Raw genomic sequence first — 16236 nt, forward strand, 5'->3', positions numbered from 1 at the left:
GGCCCGCGCATCTGTCGCCGACCCTCAGGTCGTCGTCCTGCGACGCCGCGCACCGGGGCGCCGCTCACTCGGCCGGGTCACCGGATCACCGGCCTCCTTGGCCGCGTCCCGGCGCTGCGCGCCGAAGTCCGCCAGCGCCTGGGCCAGCTTGTGGACCGACGGCTCCGGCGACAGCACGTCGACCCGCAGACCGTGCTCCTCGGCCGTCTTCGCCGTGGCCGGGCCGATGCACGCGATCACCGTCACGTTGTGCGGCTTGCCCGCGATACCGACCAGGTTGCGGACCGTCGAGGACGAGGTGAACAGCACCGCGTCGAAACCGCCGCCCTTGATCGCCTCGCGGGTGTCGGCCGGCGGCGGCGAAGCACGGACGGTGCGGTACGCGGTGACGTCGTCGACCTCCCAGCCCAGCTCGATGAGCCCGGCCACCAGCGTCTCCGTGGCGATGTCGGCACGCGGGAGGAACACCCGGTCGATCGGGTCGAAGACCGGGTCGTACGGCGGCCAGTCCTCCAGCAGACCGGCGGCGGACTGCTCACCGGAGGGCACGAGGTCCGGCTTCACACCGAAGTCGATCAACGCGGCGGCGGTCTGCTCGCCGACGGCCGCGACCTTGATCCCGGCGAAGGCACGGGCATCGAGCCCGTACTCCTCGAACTTCTCCCGTACGGCCTTCACCGCGTTCACCGAGGTGAACGCGATCCACTCGTAACGGCCCGTGACCAGCCCCTTGACCGCACGCTCCATCTGCTGGGGCGTGCGCGGCGGCTCGACGGCGATCGTCGGGACCTCGTGCGGCACGGCACCGTAGGAACGCAGTTGGTCGGAGAGCGACGCCGCCTGCTCCTTCGTGCGCGGTACGAGCACCTTCCAGCCGAACAGCGGCTTCGACTCGAACCACGCGAGCTGGTCGCGCTGGGCGGCGGAGCTGCGCTCGCCGACCACGGCTATGACGGGCAGGTGCCCGTCCGGCGACGGGAGGACCTTGGCCTGCTTCAGGACCTGGGCGATCGTCCCGAGGGTCGCCGTCCAGGTGCGCTGACGCGTCGTCGTCCCCGCGAGCGTGACCGTGAGCGGGGTGTCGGGCTTACGGCCCGCCGAGACCAGCTCACCGGCGGCCGCGGCCACCGAGTCCAGCGACGCGGACACGACGGCTGTCGCGTCGCTCGCGCCGACCTCGGACCAGCAGCGGTCCGACGCCGTACGCGCGTCGACGAAACGCACATCGGCACCCTGCGCGTCACGCAGCGGCACACCGGCGTACGCGGGCACACCGACCGCGTTCGCGATGCCGGGCACGACCTCGAAGGGCACACCCGCCGCAGCGCAGGCGAGCATCTCGGCACCGGTGTTGCCGTCCAGGCCGGGGTCGCCCGTGACGGCACGGACCACCCGCCTCCCGCCCTTCGCTGCCTCCATGACAAGATTGGCGGCATCCCTGAGGACGGGTACTCCGGCGGGTGTTGACGCCATGTCAACAACCGTCATCTCAGGCGTGCTTACCCCTGCCCGCGCATGGCAGCGGACGACGTCGAGAACCTCGGGTTCAGCGACAAGAACGTCCGCGCTCGCAAGCGCCTCGACGGCGCGCAGCGTCAGCAGTCCCGGGTCGCCGGGACCGGCGCCGAGGAAGGTGACATGCCCTGCGGACAGGACAGGGAAGTCGGATACGACAGGGCCGGTGGGGCTCAAAGTGCTCGCTCCCCCATAAGACCGGCCGCACCCTTGGCAAGCATCTCGGACGCGAGCTCGCGACCGAGGGCCGCCGCGTCGTCGTGCGACGTGGGGACGGGACCGGTGATGGACAGCTGCACCAGGGAAGTACCGTCGGTCGAACCGACGACACCGCGCAGGCGCAGTTCGTTGACAACCTGCCCGTCGGCCAGGAGATCGGCCAGCGCACCCACAGGTGCGGAGCAACCGGCCTCCAAGGCGTTGAGCAGGGCGCGCTCGGCGGTCACGGCGACCCGGGTGTACGGGTCGTCGAGCTCGGCGAGGGCTGCGGCGAGGTCCGCGCTGCTTTCAGCGCATTCGACCGCCAGTGCTCCCTGGCCGGGAGCGGGCAGGACGGTGTCGACCGGCAGGAAGCCCGTGACCTCGTCCGTGCGTCCGAGGCGGCTGAGCCCGGCGGCGGCGAGTACCACCGCGTCCAGCTCCCCGCTTCGTACGAAACCGATGCGCGTATCGACGTTCCCACGGATCGCCACGGTCTCTATCTCGAGGCCGTGCGAGCGGGCGTACGCGTTGAGCTGCGCCATGCGGCGCGGCGAACCGGTGCCGACGCGGGCACCGGGCGGCAGCTGCTCGAAGGTCAGGCCGTCCCGCGCCACCAGTGCGTCGCGCGGGTCCTCGCGCGGCGGCACGGCGGCCAGGACGAGCCCCTCGGGCTGTGTGGTCGGCAGGTCCTTGAGCGAGTGGACGGCGAAGTCCACCTCGCCGCGCAGCAGCGCCTCGCGCAGAGCCGCGACGAACACGCCGGTCCCGCCGATCTGCGCCAGCTGCTCCCGGGAGACGTCCCCGTACGTGGTGATCTCGACGAGCTCGACGGCACGCCCGGTCACCTCACGGACCGCGTCGGCGACCATGCCGGACTGCGCCATGGCGAGCTTGCTGCGCCGGGTGCCTAGCCGGAGCGGCCTGGTGGTCTCCCCGCCCAGGGGTGAGTTGTCGGTCATGACCGCCCTCTATTCGGGTCGTTCAGGTCTGCCCGGGAGACGGCGGCCACCGTCTGCGGGTCGAGGTCGAAGAGTTCCCGCAGCGCATCGGCGTACCCGGCGCCGCCGGGCTCGCTGGCGAGCTGCTTGACCCGCACGGTGGGCGCGTGCAGGAGTTTGTCGACGACGCGGCGCACGGTCTGGGTGATCTCGGCGCGCTGCTTCTCGTCCAGGTCGGGGAGGCGTCCGTCGAGCCGCGCGATCTCGCCGGCCACCACATCGGCGGCCATGGTGCGCAGGGCGACGACGGTCGGGGTGATGTGGGCGGCGCGCTGCGCGGCTCCGAACGCGGCGACCTCGTCGGCGACGATGGTGCGCACCTGGTCCACGTCGGCGGCCATCGGGGCGTCCGCGGACGCCTCGGCGAGCGACTCGATGTCGACGAGGCGCACACCGGCGACGCGGTGCGCCGCTCCGTCGATGTCACGCGGCATCGCGAGGTCGAGCAGGTGGAGACGGGCGGGGCCCGTGAAGGCCGGCCGAACGGGCACCCGGCGCACGGCCCGATCCTGCGCGGCGGCGGTGGCGGAACCGTTCTCCACCCACGCGGCGTGCTGGTCCAGCGCGTCGGGCACGGCGGCGGCCGTTGTCCCGGGCGCCCGCACCGCGGTGTCGAAGTCCACGCCGAGCGCCCCGGCGACGGCCTCCGCGGTCAGCACGAGACCGGTCGCGCCGGTACAGGACACGACGACATCCGCACGGGTCAGCTCGTCCCCGACCGCGGCCATCTCCACGGCGCGTGCCGTCGGGACCCCGGCCTGGCCGAGGATCTCGACGAGCCGGTCGGCCCGGGCCCGGGTGCGGTTGGCGACGACGATCTCCTCGACGCCCGCACGGGCCAGGGTGGCGGCGGCGAGCGAGGACATCGAGCCCGCGCCGATCACCAGGGCGCGCTTGCCGGCCGCCCACGCGGTGACCTCGGCGCCGTCGGCCAGCTGCTCCAGACCGAAGGTGACGAGCGACTGCCCGGCCCGGTCGATCCCTGTCTCGCTGTGGGCGCGCTTGCCGACCCGCAGGGCCTGCTGGAAAAGGTCGTTCAACAGACGGCCGGCGGTGTGGAGCTCCTGCCCCAGCGCGAGCGCGTCCTTGATCTGGCCGAGGATCTGGCCCTCGCCGACGACCATCGAGTCCAGCCCGCACGCCACCGAGAAGAGGTGGTGGACGGCACGGTCCTCGTAGTGCACATAAAGATAAGGAGTGAGCTCGTCCAGCCCGACCCCGCTGTGGCGCGCGAGGAGGGTGGACAGCTCGGCGACACCCGCGTGGAACTTGTCCACGTCCGCGTACAGCTCGATGCGGTTGCAGGTGGCCAGGACGGTGGCCTCGGTCGCGGGCTCCGCGGCGAGGGTGTCATGAAGCAGCTTCGTCCGGGCGTCGACCGCCAGGGACGCCCGCTCCAGTACGGAGACGGGTGCACTGCGGTGGCTCAGACCTACGACCAGGAGACTCATGCCGGCATCACGGCGGGCATGTCCCCGTCAGGTCCCTTCCGGCCGGCGGGGTTGGCGCGCATCGGCGGCGCCTCCTCGGCGTCACCGTCCCCGTCCGCACCCGCCCTGCCGTCGGCAGCGGCCTCCTCGCCGGCCTTGCGCTGCTCGTGGAAGGCGAGGATCTGGAGTTCGATCGAGAGGTCGACCTTGCGCACGTCGACGCCGTCGGGCACGGACAGCACCGTCGGCGCGAAGTTCAGGATGGAGGTCACCCCCGCGGCGACGAGCCGGTCGCAGACCTGCTGGGCCGCTCCGGGCGGGGTGGTGATGACACCGATGGACACACCGTTGTCACTGATGATGCGGTCCAGGTCGTCGGTGTGCTGCACGGCGATCCCGGCCACCGGCGTACCCGCCATGGCGGGGTCGGCGTCGATCAGCGCGGCGACCCGGAAACCACGGGAGGCGAAACCGCCGTAATTGGCGAGCGCGGCGCCGAGGTTACCGATACCGACGATCGCGACCGGCCAGTCCTGGGTGAGCCCCAGTTCGCGGGAGATCTGGTAGACGAGGTACTCGACGTCGTACCCGACACCGCGTGTGCCGTAGGAGCCCAGATAGCTGAAGTCCTTGCGCAGCTTCGCGGAGTTGACTCCCGCGGCCGCGGCGAGTTCCTCGGAGGAGACCGTGGGAACCGAGCGCTCGGAGAGCGCCGTCAGTGCGCGGAGATACAGCGGAAGCCGGGCGACGGTGGCCTCGGGAATTCCTCGGCTACGGGTCGCCGGTCGGTGTGTTCGGCCAGTTGCCACGGTGCTCCTGCGGGATGAGCGGGGCTGCAGGCGGCCGTATGTCCTATGACCGCCCCGTCGACAGCAGGCTATGTCTTTGTGAACGCGTGCACAAAGATAGTGTCCGTTTTGTCCGGTCAAAGTGACCGGGGTCACGCATATTCCCTGCGCGATCCCGGAACCCGGGACGCCATCAGCCCGTTGCGGGCCCGAAGGGGGCAAGACGGCACACACTCCTCATGTCCACGCCCCCGAGTCCACTCAAAACGCCCATGATGTTAACCGGGTTTCGCACAAGAAGTCCCCTCACGTACGCAATGCCGTGCGCAGCCTCGCCGGGTCCACCCGCCAGAAGGTGTGCTGTTCGCCATCGATCAGGACCACCGGGATCTGCTCCCAGTACTCCTTGTGCAGTGCCTCGTCCTGCGTGATGTCCTTCTCCACCCACGACGCTCCGGTCTCCTCGCAGACCGCGCTCACCACCTGCCGCGCGTCCTCACAGAGATGGCACCCCGGCTTTCCCACGAGGGTCACCACCCGGTCGGCGGGCTTCTTCTTCGTACGACGCAGCAGAGCACTCATGCCTTCATTCTGCGCCTTGCGCCGGACCCCTGACTTCTCGCTCCGATCGTGCAGCGTGTGCGGAATCACCCGTTTAACGCCCCGGCCCCGGAGAGTTCACACCATCGCATCCCGCCGGGTCGGGAAGTACGGGACACAGTGGCTATGCTCACGACATGGCCGCTCTTGGATGGCTCACACCCCGCAGGCGCCCCGCCACCGCACGCAGCGTGCTCGCAGGCGAGGCCGCCGCCGAGGCCGCGCAGAAGACGGCGCTCATCGCCGAGGCCGAAGAGCTGTCGGTCACCCCGGCGGAACTGCGGGAGCCGGCGTTCCCGGTGGCCGGGGACACCCGGGCCGCCGCCTTCTTCGACCTCGACAACACCGTGATGCAGGGCGCCGCGATCTTCCACTTCGGACGCGGTCTGTACAAGCGGAAGTTCTTCCAGCGCCGCGAACTGACCAGGTTCGCCTGGCAGCAGGCCTGGTTCAGGCTGGCCGGTGTCGAGGACCCCGAGCACATGCAGGACGCCCGCGACAGCGCCCTGTCCATCGTCAAGGGCCACCAAGTCTCCGAGCTGATGGCCATCGGCGAGGAGATCTACGACGAGTACATGGCCGACCGCATCTGGCCCGGCACCCGAGCCCTGGCCCAGGCCCACCTCGACGCGGGCCAGAAGGTCTGGCTGGTCACCGCCGCCCCGGTGGAGACCGCCACCATCATCGCCCGCCGCCTGGGCCTCACCGGCGCCCTCGGCACGGTCGCCGAGTCGGTCGACGGCGTCTACACCGGCCGCCTGGTCGGCGAACCCCTGCACGGCCCGGCGAAGGCCGAGGCGGTACGCGCACTGGCGGTGGCCGAGGGCCTGGACCTGGAGCGCTGCGCGGCCTACAGCGACTCGCACAACGACATCCCCATGCTGTCCCTGGTCGGTCACCCGTACGCGATCAACCCGGACTCCAAGCTGCGCAAGCACGCCCGCTCGCTGGACTGGCGGCTGCGCGACTACCGCACCGGCCGCAAGGCCGCCAAGGTCGGCATCCCGGCCGCGGCCGGCGTCGGCGCCCTGGCCGGGGGCACGGCCGCCGCCGTGGCGCTCCACCGCCGCCGCCGCTGATCCGCCCGCCCCTCGCACCGGCTCTCCGCACGAGGGCGGAAGCGGCACGCCCGGGACGTACGCCCGATCGGGAGCCGGACAGCGGACATGGACCCCACCGCTCCGGCCAGTCGCGTTGCGTACCGGTGACCACAACCCGTCGCCACCACAGGCATATCTCGAAGCTATTCGATCATTAACCGGTCACGATGTGCTGCCCGAACCGTCACTTACAGGTTATGGAAGCGACGTAACCGGTGATTTGAGCAACTGGGTGTAGCACAGCCTGTACGAAGCGTTATTCTCCTCAGACGCACAAGGAGCCCGCCACTCGCTACCACGAGTGACGGTTTTCGAACTGCACGTGATGGAAGCTCTGCCTCTGGGAGTCCCGTGTACCCACACGTCGGGGTTGACACCTCGGGCCTGGCTACGCTGCGCGCAACGGTCCTCGACCTCTTGCGCGGCTTCGTCCCCACCGCGTACGCCGTCCCCCAATTTGCCACCCCTGTACCTGCCGGCCCTTGCTATGCGCTGGCCGAACGCAGCGCGGCCGTCGGAAGACGCGGCAGCCGCGGCGCCGCGGCTGCCGCGTCATCGGCTCCCGTCCGCCGTCCGACAGCCGACAGCGACAGCGCGCGCATGATGGATCTCGTCGAGCGCGCGCAGGCCGGTGAGGCCGAGGCCTTCGGCCGCCTGTACGACCAGTACAGCGACACCGTGTACCGGTACATCTACTACCGCGTGGGAGGCAAGGCGACGGCGGAGGACCTCACCAGCGAGACGTTCCTGCGCGCACTCCGCCGCATCTCCACCTTCACCTGGCAGGGTCGCGACTTCGGAGCCTGGCTGGTCACGATCGCTCGGAACCTGGTCGCCGACCACTTCAAATCCAGTCGCTTCCGACTGGAAGTGACCACTGGCGAAATGCTCGACGCCAACGAGGTCGCACGGAGCCCGGAGGACTCCGTCCTGGAATCCCTCTCCAACGCCGCCCTGCTGCAAGCCGTACGCCGGCTCAACCCGCAGCAGCAGGAGTGCGTGACCCTGCGATTCCTGCAGGGACTGTCGGTCGCCGAGACCGCCAGAGTCATGGGAAAGAACGAGGGCGCGATCAAAACCTTGCAGTACCGGGCAGTGCGCACGCTCGCGCGGCTCCTGCCGGACGACGCCCGCTGACATCACCATGAGTGACGTGTCCGTGACACGCCGAGCGGGCACCGGTCGGTCCGTAACCCAATTGCCGCGCCACTCGTTGTGCCGGATGCAGGCCCCCTGTCGCCACGCCTGACCGTTTCCACTCGCTCGATCGTGTGGAAACGTCTCCGGTGGGCAACCTTCCGAACCCTCAGGGGAGTCGACCGTCATGACGAGAGGAGGTGCCGCCAGTGATCGCAAAGGTTTCGGCACACCGGCGGGCGAACGCCTTCGCCCAGGCCCTGGAGGACCAGTCCCCCAAGGGTGCGGCGGCCGTACAGCCCGAGGACCCGGCCCAGCAGGCCGACCACGGAGAGCTGTTGGCCCTGGCGAACGGCCTCGGTGAGCTACCGGCGCCGGAATTCGATACCGAGGTCAAAGTGGTGCAGCGAGCGCAGCTCGTCGCGGCCATGGAGACCATGTTCGCCGAGGGCGGTGCGTCCACGGGCCCTACGGTGCCCGAACAGCGGAACAAGGGAGCCCACCGGGCCTCCCCGATCCGGAGGCTACGTCCCCGCTCCCGCTGGGCGAAGGGCCTCACCGCAGGCGGGCTCACGATCGGTGTCGCCGCGGGAGCATTCGGCGGAGTGGCCGCTGCCAGTTCCGACGCCCTGCCCGGTGATTCCCTCTACCCGCTCAAACGCGGCATGGAGGACCTCAGCCTCGGCCTGGCCGACGGCGACGCCGACCGCGGCAAGGTCTACCTCGACCAGGCCTCGACGCGCCTCAGCGAAGCCCGCAGGCTGATGGAGCGAGGCCGTGCGGGCGACATGGACCACGAATCGATCGGCAAGGTCAGACGCGCCCTCGACAGCGTCACGCGCGACGCCACCGAGGGCCACCGGCTGCTCCACACCGCCTACCGGCGCGACGGCTCGATCGGCTCCATCCAGACGCTGGACTCCTTCACCCGCTCGCACCGCGCGAGCTGGAGCAGCCTCCGAGACCGGCTGCCCGTCCAGCTGACCGACGTCAGCGACAAGGTCAGTTCCGTCTTCGAGGCCATGGACCAGGAAGTCGCCCCACTGAAGTCCCTGCTGCCCCGCACCCCGGGCACCGAAGGTGACGCACCGACCGCCGGCTCCCCGCAGGAGGACCCGAGCTCCTCGGCTCCGGGCCGAAGGGCCCCTTCCTCCTCCGCGGCCCCCGACGACAGCGCGTCCACCAGCACCTCACCGCAGCCCTCCGGCTCGAGCAGCCCGGCCGACGGGCTGCTCGGCGGAGGCACGGACGGCCTGTTGGACGACCTCCCGACGGACGACAGCACCCCGTCGTCCCCCGGCGGCACGTCCGGCGCGTCCCCCGCACCCGACGTCACCCTGCCGCCGCTCCTCCCGGGCCTGCTGCCCGGGCTGGGCATCGACAGCGAAGACATCGAGCGCTCGTAACAACCGCACGTGGTGAGGGGGCCGCCCCGACCGGACGGCCCCCTCACCCGTACGTGCTCCCACGGTCGGAACGGTCAGAAGAAGACCGACCGGCGCTGCACCAGCAGCTTGTACAGCGTGTGCTGGATCTGCTCGCGCACCTGGTCCGTCAGGTTGAACATCAGCATCGGGTCCTCCGCCGCCTCCGGGGGATACCCGTCCGTCGGGATCGGATCGCCGAACTGGATCGTCCACTTCGTCGGCAACGGCAACGCGCCCACCGGCCCCAGCCACGGAAAAGTCGGTGTGATCGGGAAGTACGGAATCCCCAGGACCCGCGCCAGCGTCTTCGAGTTGCCGATCATCGGGTAGATCTCCTCCGCGCCCACGATCGAGCACGGCACGATCGGCACCCCGGCCCGCAGCGCCGTCGACACGAAGCCGCCCCGCCCGAACCGCTGCAGCTTGTACCGCTCACCGAACGGCTTGCCGATGCCCTTGAAGCCCTCCGGCATCACGCCGACGACCTCACCACGCTGCAGCAGCCGCTCCGCGTCCTCCGCGCACGCGAGGGTGTGCCCCGCCTTCCTCGCCAGCTCGTTGACCACCGGCAACATGAAGACGAGGTCGGCCGCGAGCAGCCGTAGATGCCGCTCGGCCGGGTGGTTGTCGTGCACCGCGACCTGGAGCATCAGCCCGTCCAGCGGCAGCGTCCCGGAATGGTTGGCCACGATGAGCGCCCCGCCCTCGGACGGGATGTTCTCGATGCCCTTCACCTCGACCCGGAAGTACCTGTCCGCGAGCGGCCTCAGCATCGACATGAGGACCTGGTCGGTCAGCTCCTTGTCGTAGCCGAACTCGTCGACGTCGTAATCGCCCGTGAGCCGGCGCCGCAGGAACGCGAGCCCACCGGCGACCCGCCGGTCCCAGCCGCTCCCGGAACCCTCCCCTCCGCCCTCGGAGGCGGCACCGGCGGCCTCAGTGGCCCCTTCCGGCACCTGACCGCCCGGCAGGGTGCTCACGGGCGCGGAACCGGCCGCCACGGGCCCCTGGCCCCGGCCGCCGCCCGGCAGTGCACCTCTGCGCCGCCCCGCGCCTGAGCGCGAACGGTCGTCGTCGAAGGGAATGACCTTGGCGTCCGCCATCGTCGGTCGCGCTCCTCTACCTGGCGCCGTGCGTCGAATGTGTGCTGCCGGCCGCTCGCCCGCCGTGCGGCAGCTCGGCCAGCCGGCCGACCGCCCTGCCCACCCGCTCGGGCGGCAGCAGCCCCGGCCCCCGGCTCCGCGCGAACTCCGCGAACGTCCCGGCCGTGGTGAACTTCGGCCGAAATCCCAGCGTCTCGCGCATCTGCACCGTCGAGACCACCCTGCCGTGCGTGAGCAGCCGGATCTGCTCCGGCGAGAAGTCCGTCATGCCGATCGTACGGAGCGCCGACCCCACCCAGGTGACGGCCGGCAGCAGCACGGGGACGGTCGGCCGCCCCAGCCTGCGCGAGCACTGCGAGAGCAACAGCACGCCGTCGCCCGCGATGTTGAACGTGCCGCTGTTCAGCGTGCCCCGCCGGGGCTCGCGGGCGGCGATCTCCAGTACGTCGACGACGTCGTCCTCATGGACGAACTGCAGCCGGGGGTCGTAGCCGAAGACCGTCGGCAGCACGGGCAGCGACAGGTAGTCGGCGAGCGGCGAGTCCGGCTCGGGACCCAGGATGTTCGCGAACCTGAGGACGCACACGGCCACGTCCGGCCTGCGGCGCGCGAATCCGCGGACGTACCCCTCGACCTCCACCGCGTCCTTGGCGAAACCACCGCTGGGCAGGGACTTGGGAGGCGTCGTCTCCGTGAAGACCGCCGGGTCGCGGGGTGCGGAACCGTAGACGTTGGTGCTGGACTTGACCACCAACCGCTGCACCGACGGGGATTTCTGGCAGGCCCCCAGCAGTTGCATGGTGCCGATGACGTTGGTCTCCTTGACCGTCGTCCGGCCGCCCGGTCCGATCGCCTTCGCGGACACGTCCAGATGGACGACCGTGTCGACGGAATGCTCCGCGAGGACCCTGGCGATCGCCGACTGCCGGATGTCCGCGAGGACGAATTCGGCCTCGCCGAGCTGATGTCCGGGCGCGACCGCGTCCACGGCGATCACCCGGTCCACGCCCGGGTCACGCTGGACCCGCCGCACGAAACGGCCCCCCAGCTGCCGGGCCGCGCCTGTGACGAGCACGATCTTCCCCAAGATCAGCGCCTTCCGTCGATCGTTCACGTTCACGTTCACCGAGCGGGTTTTTCCCCTGGCCGTCACCGTAGCCGGTGGACGTTGCCCTGTGACGACCCCAGGCGGGCTTTACCGAACCGATGGCGGGAATACCACCGGATCCGCCGCACCCCGAAGACGGGCCCCGGAACGCACCGAGGCCCTTCCACCGGTACGGCGGAAGGGCCTCGGACTGACGAACAGCGTTCGCTTACTTCTTGTTGCGACGCTGAACGCGCGTGCGCTTGAGCAGCTTGCGGTGCTTCTTCTTGGCCATCCGCTTACGCCGCTTCTTGATAACAGAGCCCACGACTACCCTCGCTCACTTCTTCTTCACTGGTGCGGGGCGTCTGGGCCCACACGACCTACGTCGGCCTAGCCTACCCGCCACCGGGTGAGGGACGTAATCCGAGGGCGACGTCAGGCCGACTCCACCCCCACGAAGGACTCTCGAAGATACTCGTGAACCGCTTGCTCCGGGACCCGGAAGGACCTTCCCACCCTGATCGCCGGCAGATGACCGCTGTGCACCAAGCGGTACACGGTCATCTTCGACACCCTCATGACCGAGGCGACTTCCGCCACGGTCAGAAACCTGACCTCGTTGAGAGGCCTCTCACTGTCAGCAGCCATGACCCACCTGTACCTTCCGCACGAGACGCGCACCGGCTTCCCCTCCGGTGACTCTTCGTCGTTGTGCGCTCACTCCCCAGATTAGGGGCGGGTGATGCAAGTGGGGAAGAGGTGAGACGATCGGCCGCCTACCGTGACAGACACGCCCGATTGAGTACATACCGAGTAAGGGGCCGGTAGGAGACCGACTGCACGCCGTCATCAAGCGGAACGGCGACCGCCACCCGTCCCTCCGCCTCACCCACGAACAGCGCGGGGTCATCCGTATCCGCCAGCCCGATGGCCTCGATGCCCAGCTGACCTGCCCCGCAGACCCACCCGTGGTCCCCGACCACCAGCTCCGGCAGCACCCCCCGGGCGTTCACGATCTCCTCCAGCACGGCCCTAACCGGCAGCGGCGAGTGGGTGTGTGCGCCGGTGGCACTGCCGGGACCCCACACGCCCGATGCGCGCACCAGGGCGACACCTTGTACGTAATCAAGGTGGCACGTACGTACGCCGAACCGGGTCGTTATGTCGACACATCGGCCCTGCGCGGGGGTGAGCACCGTGCACCCGGCCGCCGACAAAGCGTCTGCCAGAGCGGCGTAGAAGCCGAGCAGTCGATGCGGATGACCGGTGCCGAACAGCACCGGAACCCGCCTTTCCGCAGCCCCGGCGAGACGTTCCGCGAACGCGTCCAACGCCGCCAGGGTCCGATCCGGGTCGATCACATCCAGACCTGACACATGCTCAGGGTCACCCGAGACACCGCATCTGTCGGCCATCAGCCGCAGCAGATCAGGCTCTCCCCAGGCGCGGACCGGATCGAGCCCGAGCAGCACCCGAGGGTCCCTCGCCGCGAAAAGCCGGTAACTCCGCAGACTGGTCTCGCGCGGCGTGGCCACGGGCCCGGCCAGCCGGGCCGCCAGCAGATGAGCGCGCAGCGCCCCGGTGCTCAACACCCTCCCGATGCTCCCGCAGCGGAACGACCCACGGGCCTGAACCCCGCTACCGCCCCACCGTTGGCGTAACGGCCGAGAGGGCGGCGGCACCCCTTCCTCAGGCCAGCAACCCGCGCAACGGGAAAGCCGACCGCCGGGTCGCCAGCACCGCCTGGTCCAGCCGGTCCGCCGGGTCGTAGCCGTCCTCCCAGGGCTTCCACGACGGCGTACGACCGTCCGTCATCCGCGCCGGCCCCAACTGCCGCGTCCGGGCGTAGACCTCGTCCCGCCACGACGACGGAATAACTGACTCCGGATCCACCGGCGCGTGCGCGGCGATCCCCACGAGGTGGGTCCAGGACCGCGGCACCACATCCACCACCGCGTAACCACCCCCGCCCAACGCCACCCAGCGCCCGTTCTCCGCGTAGGTATGGGCGAAATCATGACAGGCCGTCATGACGGCCCGCTGGGCGTCCAGCGACACCGCGAGATGGGCCAGCGGGTCCTCGAAATGCGTATCGGCACCGTGCTGGGTCACCAGCACCTGGGGCCGGAACTCCTCCAACAGCTCGGGCACCACCGCGTGGAAGGCGCGCAACCATCCGGCGTCGCCCGTACCCGCCGGCAGCGCCACGTTCACCGCACCGCCCTCAGCCGCCCCTGCACCGGTCTCCTCCGGCCACCCGGTCTGCGGGAACAGCGTGCGCGGGTGCTCGTGCAGCGACACCGTCAGCACCCGGGGGTCCTCCCAGAACGCCGTCTGCACCCCGTCCCCGTGGTGGACGTCCACATCGACGTACGCGACCCGCTCCGCACCCAGCTCCAGCAGCCGCGCGATGGCGAGCGCCGGATCGTTGTACACACAGAAGCCAGAGGCCGCCCCGGGCATCGCGTGGTGCAGGCCGCCGGTGAAATTCACGGCGTGCGAGGTCTCCCCACGCCACACGGCCTCCGCGGCCCCCACCGAAAGCCCGGCGATGAGCGCTGACGCCTCGTGCATCCCGGCGAAAGCGGGATCGTCGACGGTCCCGAGCCCGTACGCCTGGTCGGCGGCCCCGGGATCCGCCGACGCCGCCCGGACGGCCGCCACGTAGTCCTCACGGTGGACGAGCCGCAGCGTGGAGTCCCCCGCGGACCTGGCCGAGCGGATCTCCACCGACCCGTCCAGCCCGAACGCCCTCACCAACCCCATCGTCAGGGCGAGCCTGACCGGATCCATGGGGTGACTGGACCCGAAGTCGTATCCCGTTACTGCCTCATCCCACATCAGCTGCGCGCGCCCGCTCATGCCCGCCACCGTATCGGGCGGGTTCCGGCCCGAACGACCGGGCGTACACGAGCGTCGCGAGGACCAGCACCATGGGCACGAGCATCGCCCCGCGGTAGCTCCACGCGTCCCCGAGCGCCCCCACCAGCGGCGAGCCGACGAGGAAACCGACGTAGTTGAAGACGTTCAGCCGTGCCACCGCCACATCACTCGCCCCGGGGAACATCCTCCCCGCAGCCGCGAAGGTCTGCGGCACGATCACACAGAGCCCCAGCCCGAGGAGCGTGAAGCCGAGCATCCCCCACCAGGCGCCGGGAGCCGCCGCCACCACCGCGAACCCCGCCGCGGCCAGCACACTGCCGCCCCGCACGACGGCCACCGCACCGAACCTCCGCACACCCAGGTCACCGACGGCCCGCCCCAGCAGTGTCGTCACCATGTAGACGTTGTACGGAACCGTCGCCAGCTGCTCCGAGCTGCCCAGCACGTCCTGCAGATACTTCGCGCTCCAGTTGGAGACCGTCGAGTCCCCGATGTAGGCGAACGACATCACCAGGCAGAGCGGCAGCAGAAGCCTGAACGGCACGGACGCACCCTGGCCGGGCTCCCGCGACGCCTCCTCCTCACCGGTCTTGCCTTCCGCGTACCACCGGCTCCCGATCAGAGCCGCGGGCAGCAGCACGACCACCGCCGGCAGGTAGGACACCAGCAACGGCAGATCCCCGTACGCCCCCGCCCACGCCAACGACGCCCCGGCGATCCCACCCAGGCTGTACGCGGCATGGAACCCGAGCATGATGCTGCGCCCGTACGCCCGCTGGAGGCTCACACCCATCATGTTCATCGAGGCGTCCAAGGCCCCGACCGCCAGTCCGAAGAGCCCCAGCGCGACGGCCACCTGCCAGACCTCGCTGCCCGCGCCCACACCCAGCAGGGCCAGCAACACGACGGGCTGCGCCCACCTGAGCACGGTCCCCGGCCGCACCCGCGCGACCACCTTCTCGGTGGCCACACTGGCGCCCCCCGCCAGAACAGGCACCGCGGCCAGGAAGACGGGCAGCAGCCCGTCGGATATCCCGTACCGGTCCTGGATGGCGGGGATGCGCGTCACCAGCAGGGCGAAGGTCACCCCCTGCACCAGGAAGCTGAGCGCCAGGGAGGCTCTGCCGTGCCGCAACCGCGCATCCGTCATGGCCGCGAGCGTAGAGCTCCGGACTACCGCTGGGTAGATCGGTCAGGCGAGCAGTTTCAGGAGCTGGGACATGTCGGAGAAGTGCCCGGTGACCCCTCCGAGCCGGTCCGCCGGCATCATCGAGGTGAATCCGTACACGTCCATCCCGGCCGCCCTGGCCGCCTCGACGCCGAGCGGGCTGTCCTCGATGACGACACACCGGTCGGGGGCGACGCCCATCCGTTCGGCGGCGTGGAGGAACAGGTCCGGGGCCGGCTTGCCACGCCCCACGTCCTCGGAGCTGAAGATCCACTCCTCCTCGAACCATTGGTCGAGGTTGGCCTTGCGGTGCCCGGCGGCGATCTTCTGGTGGCTGCCGGACGAGGCGACACAGTACGCCACCCCGTCGGCGACGAGCTCGCCCAGCAGTTCCTGGACGCCGTCCACGGCGGTCAGTTGCTCCGCCTCGAACGCGGCTAGGGTGCGACGGTGCAGCTCCTCGTCGAACTCCGCGGGGAGCTTCTGGCTTGTCCGCTCGTCCACCAGGTCGTGCACCCGGTGGATGGCTGCCCCCATGTAGTCACGGAGGGACTCCTCGTACGAGGTGGGGTGACCGAGCTCCGTGAGGTAGCCGGCCAGGACCGTGTTGGAGATCGGCTCACTGTCGACGAGCACGCCGTCGTTGTCGAAGATGACCAGTTCGTAGCGCATGGTTCGACCCTAGACGCTGTGAACGCAGAAAAGCCCCGTGCCACAAGGGCACGGGGCTTTCCCGGAATAATTGTTCGGCGGCGTCCTACTCTCCCACAGGGTCCCCCCTGCAGTACCATCGGCG

16 protein-coding genes are annotated in these 16236 nt (G+C 70.2%); 3 read left to right on the forward strand and 13 right to left on the reverse strand.

Annotation, left to right across the window (positions count from 1 at the left end; all coding sequences use genetic code 11):
• Window positions 1–24: 24 nt before the first annotated feature.
• The 5 genes from ACFYSH_RS17040 to ACFYSH_RS17060 form a co-directional block, all read right to left on the reverse strand.
• The gene (locus ACFYSH_RS17040) at window positions 25–1692 is read right to left on the reverse strand and encodes a bifunctional uroporphyrinogen-III C-methyltransferase/uroporphyrinogen-III synthase (RefSeq protein WP_359470384.1); all 1668 of its coding nucleotides are present in this window, start codon (window positions 1690–1692) and stop codon (window positions 25–27) included.
• Window positions 1689–2675 carry a hydroxymethylbilane synthase gene (gene hemC / locus ACFYSH_RS17045; RefSeq protein ID WP_359470386.1) on the reverse strand — a complete coding sequence of 329 codons (987 nt, stop codon included), beginning with the start codon at window positions 2673–2675 and terminating at the stop codon, window positions 1689–1691. The genes ACFYSH_RS17040 and hemC overlap by 4 nt, the downstream gene beginning before the upstream one ends.
• Window positions 2672–4165, reverse strand: coding sequence for a glutamyl-tRNA reductase (locus tag ACFYSH_RS17050; protein WP_359470389.1), 1494 nt, complete (start codon window positions 4163–4165; stop codon window positions 2672–2674). The genes hemC and ACFYSH_RS17050 overlap by 4 nt, the downstream gene beginning before the upstream one ends.
• Window positions 4162–4953, reverse strand: a complete 792-nt coding sequence (locus ACFYSH_RS17055; protein ID WP_359470392.1) for a redox-sensing transcriptional repressor Rex — start codon at window positions 4951–4953, stop codon at window positions 4162–4164. The genes ACFYSH_RS17050 and ACFYSH_RS17055 overlap by 4 nt, the downstream gene beginning before the upstream one ends.
• A 285-nt stretch (window positions 4954–5238) precedes the next feature.
• A complete protein-coding gene (locus ACFYSH_RS17060) occupies window positions 5239–5514 on the reverse strand; it encodes a glutaredoxin family protein (RefSeq protein ID WP_388753284.1) in 276 nt (91 codons plus the stop codon).
• 155 nt (window positions 5515–5669) lie between these two features.
• Here ACFYSH_RS17060 and ACFYSH_RS17065 point away from each other — a divergent pair, with 155 nt between their 5' ends.
• The 3 genes from ACFYSH_RS17065 (at window position 5670) to ACFYSH_RS17075 (ending at window position 9175) form a co-directional block, all read left to right on the forward strand.
• Window positions 5670–6611 (forward strand): HAD family hydrolase, encoded by a 942-nt coding sequence (locus tag ACFYSH_RS17065; RefSeq protein ID WP_388753287.1) that lies wholly within the window; start codon window positions 5670–5672, stop codon window positions 6609–6611.
• A 372-nt stretch (window positions 6612–6983) separates the two neighbouring features.
• Window positions 6984–7769 (forward strand): ECF subfamily RNA polymerase sigma factor, BldN family, encoded by a 786-nt coding sequence (locus tag ACFYSH_RS17070; RefSeq protein ID WP_359470401.1) that lies wholly within the window; start codon window positions 6984–6986, stop codon window positions 7767–7769.
• Between the two features lie 209 nt (window positions 7770–7978).
• Window positions 7979–9175, forward strand: coding sequence for a DUF5667 domain-containing protein (locus ACFYSH_RS17075; RefSeq protein ID WP_388753290.1), 1197 nt, complete (start codon window positions 7979–7981; stop codon window positions 9173–9175).
• Window positions 9176–9249: 74 nt separating this feature from the next.
• Here ACFYSH_RS17075 and ACFYSH_RS17080 read toward each other — a convergent pair whose 3' ends face one another.
• The 8 genes from ACFYSH_RS17080 to ACFYSH_RS17115 form a co-directional block, all read right to left on the reverse strand.
• Entirely contained in the window at window positions 9250–10299 is a 1050-nt protein-coding gene (locus ACFYSH_RS17080) for a lysophospholipid acyltransferase family protein (protein ID WP_359470407.1), read from the reverse strand.
• A gap of 16 nt (window positions 10300–10315) precedes the next feature.
• On the reverse strand, window positions 10316–11386 hold the full coding sequence (locus ACFYSH_RS17085; protein WP_359470448.1) for an NAD-dependent epimerase/dehydratase family protein: 1071 nt from the start codon (window positions 11384–11386) through the stop codon (window positions 10316–10318).
• Window positions 11387–11615: 229 nt separating this feature from the next.
• The gene (locus tag ACFYSH_RS17090) at window positions 11616–11714 is read right to left on the reverse strand and encodes a 30S ribosomal protein bS22 (RefSeq protein ID WP_003948845.1); all 99 of its coding nucleotides are present in this window, start codon (window positions 11712–11714) and stop codon (window positions 11616–11618) included.
• A 110-nt stretch (window positions 11715–11824) separates the two neighbouring features.
• On the reverse strand, window positions 11825–12037 hold the full coding sequence (locus tag ACFYSH_RS17095; RefSeq protein ID WP_030124091.1) for a helix-turn-helix domain-containing protein: 213 nt from the start codon (window positions 12035–12037) through the stop codon (window positions 11825–11827).
• Window positions 12038–12165: 128 nt separating this feature from the next.
• Window positions 12166–12981 carry a phosphatase gene (locus ACFYSH_RS17100; protein ID WP_359470411.1) on the reverse strand — a complete coding sequence of 272 codons (816 nt, stop codon included), beginning with the start codon at window positions 12979–12981 and terminating at the stop codon, window positions 12166–12168.
• A 97-nt stretch (window positions 12982–13078) separates the two neighbouring features.
• A complete protein-coding gene (locus tag ACFYSH_RS17105; RefSeq protein WP_388753294.1) occupies window positions 13079–14251 on the reverse strand; it encodes an acetoin utilization protein AcuC in 1173 nt (390 codons plus the stop codon).
• On the reverse strand, window positions 14220–15422 hold the full coding sequence (locus tag ACFYSH_RS17110) for an MFS transporter (protein ID WP_388753297.1): 1203 nt from the start codon (window positions 15420–15422) through the stop codon (window positions 14220–14222). The genes ACFYSH_RS17105 and ACFYSH_RS17110 overlap by 32 nt, the downstream gene beginning before the upstream one ends.
• Before the next feature lie 42 nt (window positions 15423–15464).
• A complete protein-coding gene (locus tag ACFYSH_RS17115; protein ID WP_359470418.1) occupies window positions 15465–16112 on the reverse strand; it encodes an HAD family hydrolase in 648 nt (215 codons plus the stop codon).
• Between the last annotated feature and the right edge of the window lie 124 nt (window positions 16113–16236).

The organism is Streptomyces sp. NPDC005791, from assembly GCF_042871485.1.
Classification (GTDB): Bacteria; Actinomycetota; Actinomycetes; order Streptomycetales; family Streptomycetaceae; genus Streptomyces.